At 75.8% G+C, this 17,185-nt stretch carries 17 protein-coding genes; 6 read left to right on the plus strand and 11 right to left on the minus strand.

The genetic code is table 11. The features are described from left to right. Positions 1–39 precede the first annotated feature (39 nt). From ACZ6J5_RS03575 to ACZ6J5_RS03615, 9 genes are all read right to left on the minus strand, one after another. Entirely contained in the window at positions 40–1,182 is a 1,143-nt protein-coding gene (locus ACZ6J5_RS03575; RefSeq protein WP_469387165.1) for a GNAT family N-acetyltransferase, read from the minus strand. Beyond that, positions 1,179–1,835: a YveK family protein gene (locus ACZ6J5_RS03580; RefSeq protein ID WP_469387167.1), complete on the minus strand. Its 657-nt coding sequence runs from the start codon at positions 1,833–1,835 to the stop codon at positions 1,179–1,181. Before ACZ6J5_RS03580 ends, ACZ6J5_RS03575 begins: the two co-directional genes overlap by 4 nt. 12 nt (positions 1,836–1,847) lie before the next feature. Then, a complete protein-coding gene (locus ACZ6J5_RS03585; protein WP_469387441.1) occupies positions 1,848–2,984 on the minus strand; it encodes a glycosyltransferase in 1,137 nt (378 codons plus the stop codon). A gap of 20 nt (positions 2,985–3,004) precedes the next feature. Further along, the gene (locus ACZ6J5_RS03590) at positions 3,005–3,826 is read right to left on the minus strand and encodes a polysaccharide deacetylase family protein (RefSeq protein ID WP_469387169.1); all 822 of its coding nucleotides are present in this window, start codon (positions 3,824–3,826) and stop codon (positions 3,005–3,007) included. Next, positions 3,741–5,504 (minus strand): murein biosynthesis integral membrane protein MurJ, encoded by a 1,764-nt coding sequence (murJ, locus tag ACZ6J5_RS03595; protein WP_469387443.1) that lies wholly within the window; start codon positions 5,502–5,504, stop codon positions 3,741–3,743. Before murJ ends, ACZ6J5_RS03590 begins: the two co-directional genes overlap by 86 nt. A gap of 616 nt (positions 5,505–6,120) precedes the next feature. Further along, positions 6,121–7,455 (minus strand): O-antigen ligase family protein, encoded by a 1,335-nt coding sequence (locus tag ACZ6J5_RS03600; RefSeq protein WP_469387170.1) that lies wholly within the window; start codon positions 7,453–7,455, stop codon positions 6,121–6,123. A gap of 2 nt (positions 7,456–7,457) precedes the next feature. Continuing rightward, entirely contained in the window at positions 7,458–8,891 is a 1,434-nt protein-coding gene (locus ACZ6J5_RS03605; RefSeq protein WP_469387172.1) for a sugar transferase, read from the minus strand. After that, positions 8,888–10,111, minus strand: a complete 1,224-nt coding sequence (locus ACZ6J5_RS03610) for a glycosyltransferase (RefSeq protein WP_469387174.1) — start codon at positions 10,109–10,111, stop codon at positions 8,888–8,890. Before ACZ6J5_RS03610 ends, ACZ6J5_RS03605 begins: the two co-directional genes overlap by 4 nt. Then, entirely contained in the window at positions 10,005–11,093 is a 1,089-nt protein-coding gene (locus ACZ6J5_RS03615) for a DUF3344 domain-containing protein (protein WP_469387176.1), read from the minus strand. The genes ACZ6J5_RS03610 and ACZ6J5_RS03615 overlap by 107 nt, the downstream gene beginning before the upstream one ends. Positions 11,094–11,502: 409 nt before the next feature. Between ACZ6J5_RS03615 and ACZ6J5_RS03620 the strand changes: the two genes are divergently transcribed. From ACZ6J5_RS03620 to ACZ6J5_RS03645, 6 genes are all read left to right on the plus strand, one after another. Beyond that, positions 11,503–11,742, plus strand: coding sequence for a chaplin (locus ACZ6J5_RS03620; RefSeq protein WP_469387178.1), 240 nt, complete (start codon positions 11,503–11,505; stop codon positions 11,740–11,742). Between the two features lie 278 nt (positions 11,743–12,020). Further along, positions 12,021–12,890 carry a hypothetical protein gene (locus ACZ6J5_RS03625; RefSeq protein WP_469387180.1) on the plus strand — a complete coding sequence of 290 codons (870 nt, stop codon included), beginning with the start codon at positions 12,021–12,023 and terminating at the stop codon, positions 12,888–12,890. A 251-nt stretch (positions 12,891–13,141) separates the two neighbouring features. Beyond that, positions 13,142–13,411, plus strand: coding sequence for a hypothetical protein (locus tag ACZ6J5_RS03630; protein WP_469387182.1), 270 nt, complete (start codon positions 13,142–13,144; stop codon positions 13,409–13,411). 242 nt (positions 13,412–13,653) lie between these two features. Beyond that, positions 13,654–14,643, plus strand: a complete 990-nt coding sequence (locus ACZ6J5_RS03635; protein ID WP_469387184.1) for an LPXTG cell wall anchor domain-containing protein — start codon at positions 13,654–13,656, stop codon at positions 14,641–14,643. 131 nt (positions 14,644–14,774) lie between these two features. Continuing rightward, the gene (locus ACZ6J5_RS03640) at positions 14,775–15,269 is read left to right on the plus strand and encodes a hypothetical protein (RefSeq protein ID WP_469387185.1); all 495 of its coding nucleotides are present in this window, start codon (positions 14,775–14,777) and stop codon (positions 15,267–15,269) included. 305 nt (positions 15,270–15,574) lie between these two features. Then, a complete protein-coding gene (locus ACZ6J5_RS03645) occupies positions 15,575–15,847 on the plus strand; it encodes a chaplin (protein WP_362472906.1) in 273 nt (90 codons plus the stop codon). A gap of 49 nt (positions 15,848–15,896) precedes the next feature. Here ACZ6J5_RS03645 and ACZ6J5_RS03650 read toward each other — a convergent pair whose 3' ends face one another. Both ACZ6J5_RS03650 and ACZ6J5_RS03655 read right to left on the minus strand, forming a co-directional pair. Further along, a complete protein-coding gene (locus ACZ6J5_RS03650; RefSeq protein WP_469387188.1) occupies positions 15,897–16,763 on the minus strand; it encodes a tyrosinase family protein in 867 nt (288 codons plus the stop codon). Beyond that, complete coding sequence (locus ACZ6J5_RS03655) at positions 16,747–17,184, minus strand: tyrosinase family oxidase copper chaperone (RefSeq protein ID WP_469387190.1); 438 nt, start codon at positions 17,182–17,184, stop codon at positions 16,747–16,749. Before ACZ6J5_RS03655 ends, ACZ6J5_RS03650 begins: the two co-directional genes overlap by 17 nt. Position 17,185: the final 1 nt, after the last annotated feature.

A 17,185-nucleotide genomic window follows, 5' to 3' on the forward strand; every position in this document is an offset into this window, starting at 1 on the left:
CCCCTGCCCGCGGCCGCGGGCGCCGCACGGCGGTGGAGCTCATCCTCCGCCACCGTGCGGCGCCCGGCCGGGCAGCCGGCCCAGCGCCCGCCCCAGCCACTCCCGCTCCCGCGCCTGCCCGGCCGCCCAGCGCCGCCCCGCCGCCGCGCCCGCGCGCAGCCACAGCAGCGGCGCCGCGCTCCGTACGCCCAGCATGAGCCGCTGGTTGGGCACGGTCTCGGGACGCCAGTGGTGCTTGTACGGCTCGGTGCCGCGCAGCATGCTCAGCGTCGCCCGGCCGCTCGCGCTGGTCTCCCGCGCGCCGTGCCGCAGCAGCATCGTCGCCACGTCCACCTTGCGCGCCCGCAGCGCCGGGTCCGCGCCGTACAGGTAGCCGCCCGCGAGCCGCCGCGACATCAGGGTCAGGTCGGCCGCCACCACGTCCCCGGCCAGCCGGAACTCGGTGACCATCGCGTCCCCGCACTCCACCATCGGCCGCACCGCCCGCGCCAGGTGCTGGGCGAACCGCTCGCTGGTGTGCTCCACGGTCACCCCCCGCCCCCGCCACTGGAGCTGGTGCAGCGTCAGCAGCCGCTCCAGCGCCGCCGGGACCTCCGGCGCCGCCACGATGTGCTCGTCGATGCCGAGCGCGTCCAGCTTCCGCAGCTTCGCCCGCACCCGCTGGGCCTTGCCCGACGGGATGCGTTCCAGCAGGGCCTCCATCGGTACGGCGGGCAGCTCCAGGCACAGCGAGTCCGCCAGCCGCCGCCGGGGGCCGCGCCACGCGTCGAAGACCCGCTCCGCCGCCGCGCCCGGCCGGACCTCGCGCAGGTCGATCAGGCCGCCGCGGGCCGCGCCCGCCAGCGCCGCCGCGAGGGCCGGCACCGCGTCCGGGCAGGCGTCGTCGAGCAGCACGTCCGTGAAGTCGGTGATCGTGCCGCCGAGCTGGGTCAGCACCGGCAGCGGCCCCGGGGCCCGCATCAGCGGTGCCGCCGCGACCAGCGTGCCGTCCGCCCGCCGCACCAGCACCACCCGCAGCGCCCCCGGCCGCCCGTACGAGAGCCACCAGGAGTGCAGCCAGGCGTGCGACTGGAACGGCGTCGCCGTCGCGCAACGGGCGTACAGGGCGGCCCACTCGGGGCCGAGCCGGCCGAACTCCGCCGCGTCCCGGCAGACCTCGGCGGACAGGGATCTGCCGCTCACACCGCCTCCGGTTCCGGCTGCTGCGCCACCGCGGGACCCGGCACCGAGGCGCCCTGCCGCGAGTGGCGCGCCTCCGCCCGCGCGGCCCGCTTCGGCCGGACCAGCAGCACCAGCCCGCCGAGCAGCCCGCCCGCACACGCGCCGACCAGCGCCGACAGCGGAGCCGACGGGGACACCGGCGACACCGGCTTGGTCGCGCGCGAGAACTGCACGACCTTCACGCCTGTGTTGGAGGCGACGTGCGAGCTGTCCAGGACCAGCGCGCGGGCCACCCCGTCGGCCATCGACACGGCCTGGGCGGGCTTCGCCGAGCGGGCCGTGATCGAGATCATCGGCGCGTCCGGCGAGGTCGCCGCCTGCACGCTCGCGCGCAGCGTGTCCGCGGACACCCCCGCCCACACCTGCGCGTCGCCCGTCACCGCGATGTCGGTGGCGACCCGCCCGTACGCCTGGGCGAAGCCGAGCGCCGACGCAGGGTCGGACTTCTCGGCGGGGACGACGATGACGTAGCTGGTCGCCGCGTACTGCGGGGACTTCAGGGCGCCGTAGCCGCCGCCGAGGGCCGCGCCGGCGAGCACGGCGGCCGGCAGCACCATCCAGCGGGCGGGGGTGAGGAACGCGGGACGTGGCGGGTTCGTGGTCTTCGTGGTCATGGTGCTCAGCTCTCACTTCACGGGAAGAGGGGTGCCGTGGACGGCCTGGTCGTAGAGGGACAGCAACTTCCGGGCGCTGTGCGCGATGTCGTAGTGGCGGGCGGCCTCGGGCTGCGGCAGCCGCTCCGCCCCGGCGGCGCGCAGCTCGCGCAGCGCGCCGATCAGCTCGGGCACGGACGCGCCGATCCGGCGGGCGCCGGGCGCCGCGTCCGCCGGCAGGTCGTCGACCGCGGGACAGGCCACGTACCGCACCGGCAGCCCCGCCGCCAGCGCCTCGACGACCGCGAGTCCGAAGGTCTCGTCGGGGGAGGTGGACACGAACACGTCCATCGCCGCCAGCAGCGAGGGCAGATCGGGCCGCCCGCCCGCCGGACCGGCCGGCGGGTCAGGGAACGCCCCGGCGAGCAGCACCCGGTCGGCGGCCCCGCACTCCTCGGCCAGCCGCAGCAGCTCGGCCCGCCGCTCGCCCTCGCCGACCAGCAGCAGCCGCGCCTCCGGCACCGAGGCCACCGCCCGCACCAGCCGGTCGAAGCGCTTGCCGGGCGCCAGCCGCCCGACCCCGCCCACCACGAACGCGTCGGCGGGCAGCCCGAGCGCCGCCCGGGTCAGGGCCCGCGCGCGCGGGTCGAAGGCGAAGCGGTCCGACTCGATGCCGTTCGGGACCACCCGGATCCGGGCCGGGGCCACGCCCCAGTCCGCCAGCCGCCGGGCGACGCTCGGCGAGACGGCGACCGTGGAGGTGCCGAGCCGCTCGGACGCCAGGTACAGGGCCCGGGTCCCGGCCGACAGCGGGCGCCCCTCGATCTGCGCCTCGCCCAGCGAGTGCTCGGTCGCGATGACCGGGCGGACCCCGGCGAGCCGCGCGGCGGCCCGGCCGTACACGCAGGCCCGGTAGAGGTGGGTGTGCACGAGGTCGTAGCCGCCCTGCCGGATGAGCCGGGCGAGCCGGGGCAGCGCGCCGAGGTCCCGGTTGCCGGTCATCCCGAGGTGCGTCACCGGGGTGCCGTCGGCCTCGATCCCCTCGGCCACCGCCCCCGGATTGGTCAGCGTCACCACCCGGCCCTGGACCGGCAGATGGCGCAGCAGCAGCCGCAGCTGCTGCTCGGCGCCGCCGATGCCCAGACCGGTGATCACGTGCAGCACCCTCAGGTCGGCGCGGGCCCCCGCGCTCACGACAGCAGCGCCGGGGCCGGGCCGCCCTGCGCGGGCACCAGACCGGCCGGCCGCCTGCGCCGCAGCGGGTGCAGCAGCCGCTTCGCGGTCAGCCGCCAGGAGGTGTCGGCCTCGCCTACGTGCACCCGCGGCAGCGCGAGGACGCCGGACAGCGGGCCCGGGTCGATGGCGCAGGCGTAGCGGTAGCCGGCCTCGCGGACGGCGCGCACCACCCTGGTGTCGGCCTTCCCGTACGGATAGCAGAAGCCGTCCACCGGATCGCCGGTGATGTCCTCGATGAGCTCGCGGCTGTGCCGGGTCTCGGCGAGCAGCGCGGCCTCGGCGACGGCACCCGCCTCGCCGGGACCGGCGGCCGTGTCGGCGAGCGCGACCAGGTCCACGTGGCGCAGGCCGTGCGAGCCGATCTCCATGCCGGCGGCCGCGGCCCGCCGGATGCCGTCCTCGTCGAGCAGCGGCTTGCGCGGGCCCCGTTCGTCCCAGGCGTTGTCGCCGCCGAGCCGCCCCGGCAGCACGTACACGGTCGCGGTGAAGCCGTGCCGGCGCAGCAGCGGCACCGCCGATTCCAGGAAGTCGGCGTAGCCGTCGTCGAAGGTCAGCCCCACCAGGCCTCGGGCGCGCCCCTCGGCGGCGGCGGCGAGCAGCTCCCGCACGGAGACCCCGCGCAGCCCCCGGTCGCCCAGCCAGTGCAGTTGCCGGGCGAACCGCACGGGCGAGACCGTCACCTGGTACGGATCATCGGGGCTGTCCGCGATCGAGTGGTACATCGCCACCCACAGGGGTGGCTTCGGCAGCAGTCGACGCAGTGCGACGGCGGGCATGGGGGGTCCTTCGGCAGGCGGATCGGGGGAGGGGCGGAATCTCGGGCGCCTTGGCGGCGCACGCGACGAACAGCAGGAACACGCCGACGACGACGAGCGCGGCGACGGCGACGGCGAGCACCGGCGACCCGATCAGGACGGCGCACAGCCAGCCGGCGCCGGTGGCCCAGGCGCCCGCGGTGGTGAGCCGCAGCAGGCCCTCGCCGAGGCGTGGCACGTCGATCGGGACGGACTGGCGGTGCGCGCCGAGCAGCAGCATCACGGCGGTCACGGTGATGCCGAGCGCGTTGGCGCCGGCGATGCCGACCGCGCCCCACAGGTGGGCGAGGACGGTCCCGGCGAGCCCGGTCACCGCGAGCCCGGCGCCCATCGCGGCGGCCGGGTACCAGAGCGGGCGGGCGGCGGAGAAGTAGCAGCGGACCAGGGCGCCGACCATGGTCTGGCCGAGCAGCCCGAGCGCGTACACCCGCATCACGGCGGCGGTCGAGGCCGTGTCGGAGGCGTCGAACGCGCCGCGCTGGAAGAGGATCTCGACGATCTGCGGGGCGGCGGCGATCACGGTGGAGGCGCCGACCAGGACCACGACCGAGGCGAGCAGCAGGTCCCGCTCGACCCGGCGCCGGGCCGCCTCCGCCTCGCCCGCCGCCAGGGCGCGGGCGACGACCGGGAAGCTGACCGTGCACAGCATCAGGGAGAGGATCATCGGCATCTGCGCGATCTTCTGCGCGTAGTTCAGATGCGAGATGGCGCCCGCCGGGAGCGGCGAGGCCAGGAAGCGCTCGATGAGGATCTGCGACTGGCGGGTCAGCGCGAAGACGACGACCGGCGCGATCACCCCGAGCACCAGCAGCCGCCCGTCCCCGGCGGGTACGGGCGTGGGCTCCTCCTTCGGTACGGGGCGGCTGCGCAGCTCCCGGACCAGCGAGGGCGCCTGCACCAGCACCATCAGGAAGCCGCCGACGGCGACCCCGGCCGCGGCGGCCCGCACCCCGAAGGGCTCCCGGAGCACCAGGATGGTGCCGATGATGCCGATGTTGTACGCCACGTAGATCGCGGCCGGCGGCAGGAAGGAGCCGTGCGCGCGCAGCGCGGCCGAGCAGTAGCCGGCGAGCGCGAAGGAGAGCACGCAGGTCGCCGTCAGGCGCGTGCAGTCGACGGCGAGCCGCGGGTCCGGCAGGCCCGGCGCCAGCGCGGACACCAGCAGCGGCGCGGCGGCCACGAGCACGGCGGAGACCACGGCCACGGAGAGCACCAGGCGCGGCAGCGTGGCCCGGACGAGGGCCCGCACCGGGTCCCCGAACAGGCTGCCCGGACGGCGGGCCAGCGCGCGGGAGAACGCCGGTACGAGGATCAGCGCCATCGCGTCCTCGATGAGCAGCGTCGAGGCGAACTCCGGCACCGTCCACGCGACCAGGAACGCGTCGGTCTCCGCGCCCGCGCCGAAGTACCGGGCCAGGATCTGGTCCCGTACGAGTCCGAGCACGGCGCCGACGGCGGTGAGCGCGGCCGTCACGAACGCGGCCCGCAGCAGGAAGCGCCCGGAGCCGGCGGCGGCCGGGCGGCCGCCCTTCCGGCGCGCGTGCCGGCCGGTGCCGGTCGTGGCGCGGGCGCCGGAGGCCGCGGCGGGGGAGGGAGCCTCCTGCGGCCGCCAGCCCTGCTCGGCGGAGGGCGGCGGCACCGGCCGCGCGGCGGACTCCAGGGGGCGGGCGCCGCCGGCCAGCGGGCGCCCGCCCAGCAGCGACGGACGGCCCTCGTGCTCCGCCGCCGGTGCCGTCTCGTGCCCCGCCCGGCGCCCGGTCCTCGCGGCGGCGCCCCGGTGCGCGGGGCTTCCGGCCGCGCGGGCCGCCCGCCCGGCGACCGCCGCGGCGTGCGCGCCCGGCGCCCCGGCCAGGGCCCACGCCCCGTGCCCGCGCCCCGGCGGCAGCCCGCAGAGCAGGTCCAGCGTGTCCTCGACCGAACCGGCGGCGCTCCAGGGGTCGACGACGGGGGAGCCGGGCACGCCGGGACCGCCGGGCACGCCGGACGCCGTCGGACCCCCGAGGGGTCCGGCCGCGTCCCGCGTGCCCCGCGTGCCCCGCTCGCCCCGCCCGTCCCCGGGCCTGGGCCCGTCCGGCGGCGGCACGCACAGCGCGTCCTCCGGCGGACCGGCCGTCCACGGGTCCGCGCCGCCGCCCGCCGGGCCCGCCGGGGCGCCCGGGCGTCCGCTCGCGGGCGTGCCCCGGTCCCGCGCGCCCGAGAGCGGGGCGGGCGGGACCGGGGCGGTGTCCGTCGGGTCCGGCGGGCCGGACCACGGGTCACGCACGGCGCACCTCCGCCAGCGACCACCAGGCGGCCAGGCCGAGGACGACCGACATCAGGACCGTCGAGGGGCCGCCGATGTCCGCGTAGAAGAAGTCGATGAGCTGCCAGGCCAGCAGCCCGACGGCGACCAGCGCGCAGTCCGCGCCCCGGCGCCGCCGCCGCAGCGCCGCCACCAGCAGCGCGGCCCAGCTGCCCGCGAGGGCGAGCAGTCCGATCAGGCCCTGCTCGCTGAGGACCAGCAGGTACATGTTGTGCGGCGACAGCAGCGGCTGCCGCTGGAAGACGGCGCCGGCGCCCGCCGTGTCGCTGCCCGAGGACAGCGCCAGCGAGGCGTTCGAGTCGCGGTACGCGGGGAAGCCCTTGAGGCCCACGCCGGTCAGCGGCTCGGCGCGCCACATCCGGCCCGCCGCGGCCCACATCGTGTACCGGTCCGTCACCGACTGGTCCGGCGCCCCGGCGACCTGCGTGATGCTGGTGACCCGCTCCTTGACCATGTCCGAGCCGATGCCGAGCCCGCCCACCAGGACCACGCCCAGCGCGCCCGCCACCAGCGCCACCCGCCCGGCCCGCCGGATCCCCGACAGGAGGAGCTGGACGGCCACGGTCAGCACGGTCGCGATCCAGGCGCCCCGGCTGAAGGAGAGCACCAGCGGCACGAACAGCAGCCCGGCGCAGACCAGGGCGGCCGTACGGGCCCGGCCCGCCGTGCCGCCCAGCGCGAGCCCGGTCGCGATGACCAGCCCGTACGCGACGACGGTCGCCATCCCCATCACGTCGGTCGCCCCGAAGGTGCCGACCGCGCGGATGTCCGCGCCCTGGTAGGAGGCGCCGGTGCCGGTCAGGAACTGCACGACGCCCACCCCGCCCTCCAGCAGCGCCAGCGCGACCAGCGCCCACGCCACCACCGCGAAGTCGCGCCGGTCGCGGATCAGCAGCAGCACGGCGGCCGGGACGAGCACGAAGATCTGTACGTAGCGGGCCACGCCCGGCAGGCTGGCGCCCGGGTCGTTGGAGGTGATCGCGGCCAGGCAGATGCCGAGCACCGGCAGCCCCAGCACGACCGCCGCCGCCCGGCTCAGCGGCCGGGCCCCCGAACGCACCACCCGCACCAGGCAGATCAGCACCAGCAGCCCGGAAGCCGCGTCGGCGACCGTGCCCGTGCCGCCGGTCCCGCCCTGCGCGCCACCCCCGCCGCCCGGCACGAGCAGCAGGGCGATCACCGCGAGCACCGGCGACAGGGCCCCGGCCCGGCGCGCCCACTCCCGTACCCCGGGGGCGGCCGGGGAGGTCCGGCCGCCGGTCCCCGGCAGCGAAACGGCCGTCGCCATCGTCAGCTCCCCGTCGGTCGCACGAGCCCGGCCGCCGTGCGCAGCAGAATGCACACGTCCTGCCAGAGCGACCAGTGGTCGATGTAGTGGTTGTCGAAGCGGCAGCGGTCCTCGATCGAGGTGTCGCCGCGCAGTCCGTGCACCTGGGCCAGACCGGTGAGCCCCACCGGCATCCGGTGCCGGGCCGCGTAGCCCGCGTGCACCCGGCTGAACTGGGCCACGAAGAAGGGCCGTTCGGGCCTCGGCCCGACCAGGCTCATGTCGCCGCGCAGCACGTTCCACAGCTGCGGCAGCTCGTCCAGCGAGGTCTTGCGCAGGAAGTGCCCGGCGGCGCTCATCCGGCGGTCGTCGGCGACGCTCCACCGGGTCGCCGACTCCGTCTCGTCGGCCGGGCGCAGCGTACGGAACTTCAGCAGCGTGAACAGGCGCCCGTTCTGGCCCACCCGCTCCTGCCGGAACAGCACCCCGGGCCCGTCCGCGAGCCGCACCGCCAGCGCGCACAGCAGCAGCACCGGCAGCGCGACCGCGAGCGCCGGGGCGGCCAGCGCCACGTCCAGGGCCCGCTTCGCGGTCAGCCCGCGCCGCTCCCCGACCGGCACCAGACGGTGGCTGCCGTAGCCGTACAGGTGGTCGCCCATGGCGCCGGGGCGCGGCTCGCCGCCGACCCGCCAGGTGATGCAGCCGTACTGCTGGAAGAGCGTCACCAGGCCGTCGTCCGGGGTGAGGAAGACGGCGTCGCGGACGGTGTTCTGGATGACCGCCCGGTGGATCTCCTCGGTGCCGGTGAGCACCGGCAGCCCCCGCTCGCCGTCCGTCCGCCCGGCCACCAGGCCCACCGGCCGGATGCCGTACTCCGGGTGCTGCGCGAGCGCCGCGGCGAACCGCCGGGCCGCCGCGGGCGCCCCGACCACCAGCGCCGACCGGGGGTGCGCCCGGACCGTCCGCCGGCGCCGGGCGTGCACGAGGCCGCGCACCGTCACGACGGCCGCCAGGTGCGCGGCGTACGCCCCGCACAGCCGCAGCGGGCCGATCGCCAGCGCCGGGGCGTACGCGGCGACCGCGGCGGCCGTCACGCACCAGGCGACCCCGGCGCGGGAGGCCAGCGCGGGCAGTTCGTCCAGGGGCCCGGTGAGCGGGGCGGCCGGGCGGTAGAGCCCGGCCCGGCCGTCGAGCAGCACGACGAGGCCGACGACCAGCAGCGAGAGCTCCCAGCGGCGGTGCGCCACGGACAGCGCGCAGACCGCGAGCAGGACGGCGACCGCGTCGGCCGCCAGCAGCGGCACGGCGGTGGACCGCCGGCGGGCCGGGCGCCGCGGCGGCAGCGTGACCCGGTCGGCGCCGCCGCGCGGCGGCGCCAGGGAGCCGAGGCCCGCGAAGGAGCCCGCCGAGGGCCAGGAGCCCGGCGAGGAGGGAAGGCTGGTGCTTTCGGTAGTCACTGCGCAATCGGCTCTCTGTGCTGCGTGCACCGCACTCCGGCCAGTTCGCGGTAGAGCTCCGCGACGGCCGCGCCGGTGCGCCGCACATCGAATCTGCTGAGTACGTGCTCGCGGGCCTCCCGGCCCAGCGAGCGCCGCAGCCCGGGATCGCCGAGGAGGCGGCCGAGCGCGGCGGCGAGGGCGGCCGGGTCCCCGGGCGGGACCAGACAGGTCTCCTCGTGACCGGGCGGCAGGCTCTCCCGCGCCCCGTCCACGTCGCCGACGACCACCGGCCGCCCGCTCGCCATCGCCTCCAGGGGCGCGAGCGCCATGCCCTCCCAGCGGGACGGCAGCACGACGAGGTCGGCCTCCCGGTACCAGGGGGCGGTGTCGGCCACGGCGCCGGCGAAGCGCACCGAGGGCCCGGCGGCGGCCCGCAGGGCCTCCCCGTCGGGGCCCTCGCCGACCAGGACGAGCCGGGCGCCGGGCACGGTGTCGAGCACGGCGGGCCAGGCGGCCAGCAGCACGTCCTGCCCCTTCTGCCGGCACAGCCGCCCCACGCAGACGACGAGCGGCCCGGCCGTCCCGTCCGCGCCCGGACCGGGCTCCGGCTCGGCGGGCGCGAAGCGCACGGCGTCCACCCCGTTGTGGATCACCGCCCAGGAGGCCCGCACCCCGGCCGCCTCGCCGGTGCGCCGCTCCGCCTCGCTCACGCAGACGATCCGGTCGGTCCAGCGGGCGGCCCAGCGCTCCCAGCGGCGGGCGAGCGCCTCGGTCGTCCCCTCGACCGCCTCGAAGGACCAGGCGTGCGGCTGATACACCGTCGGAACCCGTCCGCGCAGCGCGAGCCGGGCGCACAGCCCGGCCTTGGCGCTGTGCGCGTGGACGAGCGCCGGGCGCGCGGTACGGAGCAGCCGGCCGAGCTCCCGGGTCTCGCGCAGGGTCCCGGGACCGGGGTCCCGGCCCGCGCGCCAGGCGTACGTGTCGGCGCCCTCGGCCTCTACGGCCGCGGCGAGTTCGGTGCCGGGCGGGCAGGCCACGGCGACCCGCAGCCCGTCCGCCCGCTGGGCGCGGACCAGGTCGGTGACGACCCGGGCGACCCCGCCGTCGCCCGGCTGGACCGCGTGCAGCACGTCAGCGCCGGGCGCCGGCCCGTTCGACCCGCGCCTGGAGGAAGAGCGCGCCGAGCCAGACGGTGTCCGTCCGGGTGCCGACGCGGATGTGGAAACGATCGGCCCCATGGCGCAGCGCCCCCCGCAGATCGAAGACGTCGGAGTCGTACCCCAGGGTGTTCTGATGAGCGGGCAGTCGTTCCATCCGACTTGTTCCCGATTCCGTGATGCTGGAGTTCATCACGTCGTCCGCGGAATTCGCGGAATCGGAGAGCCTGCTCCGCCGGACGGTCTTAGCCCGTTCGGATTCCACCGCGAGGTAATCCCCGGAAGTCCCTCGGTCGCCGTCATAGGCGACAAGTCCGAGCGAGCCGTCGGCTCCCTCGGGAATGCGGTCCTTGCCGAGGCCGACCGGGATTCCCAGCTCGCGGTTCTTCGGACCGAGCGTTTCGAAACCGTCCCATACGGCCAGTCGGCGCAGCGGCTCGTCGGCCTTCTCGTACGCGGCGACCAGCGTCCAGCCGCCCCAGCCGCCGACGGCCGAGCGGCCCATGGCGACGTTGACCTGGGCGACGGTCCACAGCCCCGAGCGGGCCGAGCGGACGAGTTCGGTGACGTCGGCGCTGGCCTGGAAGGCGTCGGCGCCGTCGCCGGTCCGGTGACCGGTGGCGGTGTCGGCGAGCAGCGCCTTGTAGTCGCCGCCGGGCTCGGCGATCAGCACCCGCCCGTTGTCCTTGGGGGGTTTCTGCTCGCCGACGCGCAGGTTGCCGCCCCAGTAGAGACGGGCCCAGGTGACCCGGGCGCCGTCGGGGACGCGCAGCTCGGCGCTGCTGGAGTTGTAGGTGTTGGCGTCGTCGTCGACGTCCACGTACCCCATCGTGGCGTCGTCGTTGACGGACTCGGTGCCCAGCGTCCCCTTGGCCGAGGCGTTCGCGGCACGGACGATGCCGCCGTGCAGCACGGCCTGGTACCTCGGCGCGAAGGGGAGTCGGGTGGCTTCCGAGGGGGGAGGGGCGACGGCGGATGCGGCCGGGAGCGCGGCGGAGAGGGCCGCGCACGACACGGCGCAGAGCACGCCCCGGCGTACGGCATGAACCGCTGAATTCCGCATACAGGTTCTCCACTTTGATGAGAGAAGGAAGGGAAGACCCGTGTAGACCGGGAGAGAGGAAGGTGTCGTCCGCGCAAAATGCAAGAACGCGTGACGGGACCGGAAGCAACGTTCGGGAACGTTATAACCCCCACGGCGGGCGATAGTAAGCATTAGATGCTCACAAACGCTAACTTCCGTATCCTTCCGGCCGGTTCCTCGTTGAGCGTGTTGCCCCTTTCCAGGCGCGGTCACTCGAATGACCCTCCTATGGCCCAAAGATCGGTTGAACGTCACCCGTTCGGGAGAGCAACCGATGAATTCCCGGGCCGTTGTTGAAGGAGCCGGGCTGAACCGTCCGCGCCGACCTCGCAGGCAGATCAGCCCGCGTGGAACCCGTCGCTTCCCATCGATCGAGGAGATCCTCTTCATGTCCCGTATCGCGAAGGCCGTCGTCCTGTCCCTCGGTGCCGCCGCCGCCGTCGCCGGCACCGCCGGTGTCGCCGCCGCCGACGCCGGTGCAGAGGCCGCGGCCATCGGTTCCCCGGGCGTCCTGTCCGGCAACGTCGTGCAGGTCCCGGTCCACGTCCCGGTCAACATCTGCGGCAACACCGTCAACGTGATCGGCGCCCTGAACCCGTCGTTCGGCAACACCTGCATCAACGCCTGATCTCGCACGCCGGATCGTGGTCCTTCCGAGGCCGGCGCGCCACCCCCGCCAGGGGTGGCGCGCCGGCCTTTCGCCGTCTGCTCACTGGGTGGTGACTCGTTCGGACGCACCCCCGTGCGCCGTCCGGTGCAACGGCGTACGCCCCTGGGAGGGGCAGGTCGGAGGCTGGATTCACTCGAACGGAGACGTGGCGCTCAGTAGTTCTGCGGTTGCGTACCGCTATACCCGCAGGCACGGTGAGGGGGCAGTTGTCCGACGCATAAGGAAAAGGAACACATATGCGTCCCCACGCAGTACCCCGCCTCACCGTCCTGGCGATATCCGCCGCTCTCACCCTCGGCACGGCGGGACCCGCCCTCGCCGACGAAGCCACTCCCGCCCGTCCGGCCACCCACGCCGGCAGCAGGGCACCCCTCCCCGACGCCGCCGCCCTCCTCGCCCAGGCCGAAGCCCTCGGCGACCTCGGTTCCGTGAGCACCCCGGTCACCGAGCTGATCACCGCGGCGCTCAAGGCCGACGACGGGCAGTTGCCCGCCGCCGACGCGGACACGCTCAAGAAGAAGATCGACACCGCCGTGGACGCGGCGAAGGGGGCCGCCCCGGCCCCGGTCCCCGAGGTCCCGGTCCCCGGGACCCCCGCGGTGGACCCGCCCGCGGCCCCGACCCCGGCCGCCGGCCTCCCGGCCGTGCCGACCCCGGCCGCCGGCCTCCCGGCCGTCGCCCCGCCCGCCGCCGGACTTCCCGCCGTCGCCCCGCCCGCCGGGCTGCCCGCCGTGGGTACGCCGGCCGGGCTGCCCGTCGCGGCCGGGGTCCGGGCCGCGGCGCCCGCCGACGTCGTCGCCGACGCGCTCGCGGGTGTCCAGACGGCGGTGGCCGGCCTGCTCGCCGCCGTCACCTCGGGTGACGCCGGCAAGGTCGTCCCGCAGGTCACCTCGACCCTGACCTCGCTGGTCAACCTGGCCGTGGCGACCGTCCTCGGCAGCGGCCTGCCCGCCCCGGACCTGGCGGGGCTGCCCGCGCTGCCGAGCCTGGCCGCGCCCGGACTGCCGGTCGAGGCGCCCGTGAAGCCACCTGTCGACACCGGCGACACCGGCGTCACCGGCGTCACCGGCGCCCTGCCGGTCAAGCCGCCGCTCCCGGTGGGCTGACCGTCCGCCACGAGGCCGTGCCCGCCCGGGATTCCCGGGCGGGCACGGCCGCTCGCGGGTCATTCCATCGGTAGATCGCACCGGCCCGCATCATTCGGGTGCAGTGTCGAGAATTCCCCCCTCCTGGAGTTTCCGGCGGGCGCACGCCTCGTTACAGAGGCAGAAAGACGCACGGGAATCTCCCAAGAAGCCTGTGCGGCAGGCCAGTTGCCTGCGCCGACACGTGCACGCCAGAAGGAAGGACCCTATTCATGAAGCCCACCAAGGTGGCCGCGGTCATCGCCGGTTCCGTCATGGCCCTGGGTATCGCCGCGCCCGCGATGGCCGCGGTTCCCACCAGCCTGGACGGCGGCCTCGGATCGCTCACCGGTGAGGGCCTGAAGTCCGACGCGCTCAGCAGCACCACGGACGGCTCGCCCGTCCAGAAGGTGACCGAGACCGCGGGCCAGCTCAACCAGGTCGGCAAGGGCGGCGCCGGCTCCCTGCTCGGCGGCGTCCCGCTCGGCGGACTCGCGGGCTGACGGACTGTCAAAGTCCCTCGCGGTACCCGGCCCTGGCGGACCTTCCCCGCCGGGGCCTTCCCGTGTCTCCCTTTTGAGTCCGATTGAATGATTTTCGGATCACGCGTCGCGTGGGGTCGCCCCTGCGCGGCGCCCGCTCCATACGCTCTCGCCATCCCCAAGCCGTCGCACGGCGGGGTACCCGGGCCGGTCGGAGCGAGGGGGGATCCTCGCCGGTCTCCCCTTTCCAGAGGAAGAGCGGTATGCGATCCATCATCACCAGGAAAATGCTGACCACCGCGGCGGCGACCGGCATTCTCTCGCTGACCGGCGGCTTCGCCCTCATGGCGAACTCCACCGGCGCCGCGGCTGACTCGCCCGGTCCGGGCGGCCACCCCCGGATGCCCGCCGCCGCCGAGGTCTGCGGCGACCACGCGCACCTCGGGGCGATGGGGGCGGCCGTCAGCGAACTGTGCGCCAAGGCGGTCACGTCGGCCGCCGACGACCCCGAGGGCTACGGGGACGACGAACCCGGTGGTTACGGGGACGAGGGGCACCCGCCCGGCGACCACCCGACCCCGCCGGGAGACCACCCGACGCCGCCCGGCGACCACCCCACGCCGCCGGGGGACCACCCGACCCCGCCCGGCGACCACCCGACCCCGCCCGGCGGCGAGACCCCGCCGCCCACCAACCCGGACGAGCCGGGGGAGTGCGAGTACGGGCACCCCGGGCCCGACTGCGGGCCGAGCACCCCGCCGCCCACCAACCCCGACGAGCCGGGCGACTGCGAGGACGGCCAGACGGGCCCCTGGTGCACCCCGGGCGGCGAGACCCCGCCGCCCACCAACCCGGACGAGCCGGGGGAGTGCGAGGACGGGCACACCGGGCCGTACTGCGAGCCGGGCGGCGAGACCCCGCCGCCGACCAACCCCGACGAGCCGGGCGACTGCGAGGACGGCCAGACCGGGCCCGACTGCACCCCGACCACCCCGCCGCCGGGCGGCCCGACCCCGCCCGGGCACACCAACCCGCCCGGCCACCCGACCCCGCCCGGGGGTGAGACCCCGCCGCCGACCAACCCCGACGAGCCCGGCGGCCCCACCACCCCGCCCGGCCAGCCGCCGCACCTGCCCGACACCGGCAGCGACTCCACCGCGCTGATGGGCGCCGCCGCGATCAGCGCCGCGCTCCTCGTCGGCGGCAGCGTGATGTACCTGCGCGGCGGCCGGCTCGTCCGCGGCCGCCACTGAACGGCCCGTACGGCAGCCAAGGCTGACATCCGGTCAACCGGGGCCCGCACCGCTCACCGGTGCGGGCCCCCGGCGTTGCTGCACTCAGGGGAATCTCGTCACGTTCCCCGCCCCGGACTCGTTCGCAGGACATGAATCTGCGCTCTCACGCCGCTCTCGGCCTCCTGGCCACCGCCTTCGCCTCCGCCGCCCTGGCGACCCCCGCCGCCGCGGACGCTCCCGTGGTGGTCCCGCTCCAGGGGCTCGAGCCGGTGCTCCCGATGGACGCCCCCACCCTGGAGACCGGTGTCCCCACGCCGGTCCCGGGCGCGCCCACCGGCTTCCACCAGGGTGTCGGCAGCCTGCCGGACCTCACCCTGCCCCGCATCCCGCTCGACAGCACCCTGTCGCGGACCGACATCGCCGCACCGCTGCCCGAGGTGCTGCGGGACAGCGAGCCCGGCACGGCCGAGCTCACCAGCCCGCGGTCCGAGATGAACGCCGTCACCCCCGGCGCCACCGTGGGCAACGTGCTCGGCGCCCCCCGCCCCGGGGAGATCCTGCCGGGCCTCAAGGCCCCCGAGGTCGGCGTCCTCACCCCCGCGCTGAACGGCGCGCTGGACCCCCAGCTCGGCCTGGCGCCGTAGCCGGCCGGACGGCGTTCCTTTGTACGAGCGTTGACCAGGCGGGTGAAGACACGATTCTTCCCGCCACCCGAGGGGTCACCGCTCGTTGCAGAGGAAGGCTTGTCGCATGGCCGCGGCCCGCGGGTCCCGGTCCTTTCCGCCGTAATCCGACGGCGGGCGGACGGGTGATTCGCGGGCCATCTCCTCCGTCTTCTCCCCTGTGGTCTCCATTCGGAGCAATGGCCGTGACCCGCACGCCGTTTCGCCGTTGAAGAACCACGTGACCGTGATTCTCGCGGTCGCTTTCCACGTTCAAGGAGCTCTTCATGTCTCGCATCGCGAAGGCCGCCGCTGTCCTCGCCGGCACGGGTGCCGTTGCCCTCAGCGGAGCCGGCATGGCCGTCGCCGACTCCGGCGCCGAGGCCGTCGCCGCCCACTCCCCCGGTGTCGCCTCCGGCAACGTCGTCCAGGTCCCGGTCCACGTCCCGGTCAACCTCTGCGGCAACAGCGTCAGCGTCATCGGCCTGCTGAACCCGACCTTCGGCAACCAGTGCGCGAACGTCGACGGCGGCCACGGTGAGGGCGGCTACGGCGGCTGAACCCCGCCCCGACGGAGTCCCCCCGGCCCGATGGGCCGGGGGGACTCCGTCATGCGTAGCGGTAGATGCCGCTGTGGTCGAGCAGCTCCGCCGGGGTCACGTTCCACGGGCCGAGCCGCTCGTTGAGCGAGACCACCTTGCGGTACTGCGGATCGCCCAGCGGCGGCGGGTCCTTCGGGAGGTAGCCGGCCCCCGGGTTGCGCTGCTGCCAGCGCGACCAGAGCAGGTCCACGAAGGAGTGGTGCAGCCAGAACACCGGGTCGTTGACCGAGGCGCCGCCGAGCATCAGGCCGCCGACCCAGCGGTGCACCCGGTTGTGCAGCCGGTAGCGGGCGTTGCCCTGGCCGCCGCCCCAGCCCTCCATCCCGTTGCGGAAACCGGAGGAGCTGGTCGAGTTCCACGGCGACACGTCGTACACCCGCTCGCCGGTGACCTCCTCCACCTGTGCGGCCGTCGGCAGCGTGATCGGGTCGCGGGGGCGCCCGAAGTCCCGGGTGAGGAAGGCGCCCTCGGTCATGTTCTGCTTGACCGTCCAGCGCCCGCCCGCGTACGCGAAGGGGCCGGTCATCACCTGGAGGTCGCCCCGGCGCCCGTTGCCGCCCATGAAGTCCTCGCCCCACAGGGAAGCGGCGGGCGTGTTGTCGCGGGTCCAGTCCCAGTAGGGCACGGTCACCGAGGGGTCGATCCGGCGCAGCGCCTGCTCGAACTCCAGCAGGAACCTGCGGTGCCAGGGCAGGAAGCTCGGGCACATGTGCGCCTCGCGGCGCTTGCCCTCGCCGTCGGCGACGTAGTGGTCGATGTGGGTGCGGACGAAGTCGTCGTATCCGCCGGTCCGCTTGAGTTCGAGGACGGCGGAGACGAAGCGCTTGCGCTCGGCGCTGGTCAGGTCGCGCTGGTTCTTACGCGTGTACGCCACGCGGGCTCCCTCCCGGGTGGGCGCCGTGGGCGGCGGCGAGCCGGGACAGCCGGGCGGTGCCCAGCCCGTCCACGGCCGCGCGGACGGCCGCCAGCGGCGTCGGACAGGACTCGTAGTGGTCGATCGGGGTGACGAAGCCGCCGTCGGCGCACCGCATCAGGTGCAGCGGCCGGCCGTCGACGAGGGCCAGCGGCTCGCCGTCCGGACCGGGGAGGCCCTGGATGCGCCGCCCGGCGTACATCTCGTCGAACAGGGCGGCGGATGAGGCGGGGGCCGCGGCGGGGCCGGCGGCGGTCGCGGGGCCGGGGCGGGCGGGCCGGGTCGGTTCCCTCGCCGCGATCCTGGCCAGTGCGCCGCCCGTGAAAGCGGTGACGGCCAACGCGAGGAGGGACCGCAAAGCGGCACGACGCGGAACGATCATG

It is taken from the genome of Streptomyces sp. NPDC042100, from assembly GCF_055582325.1.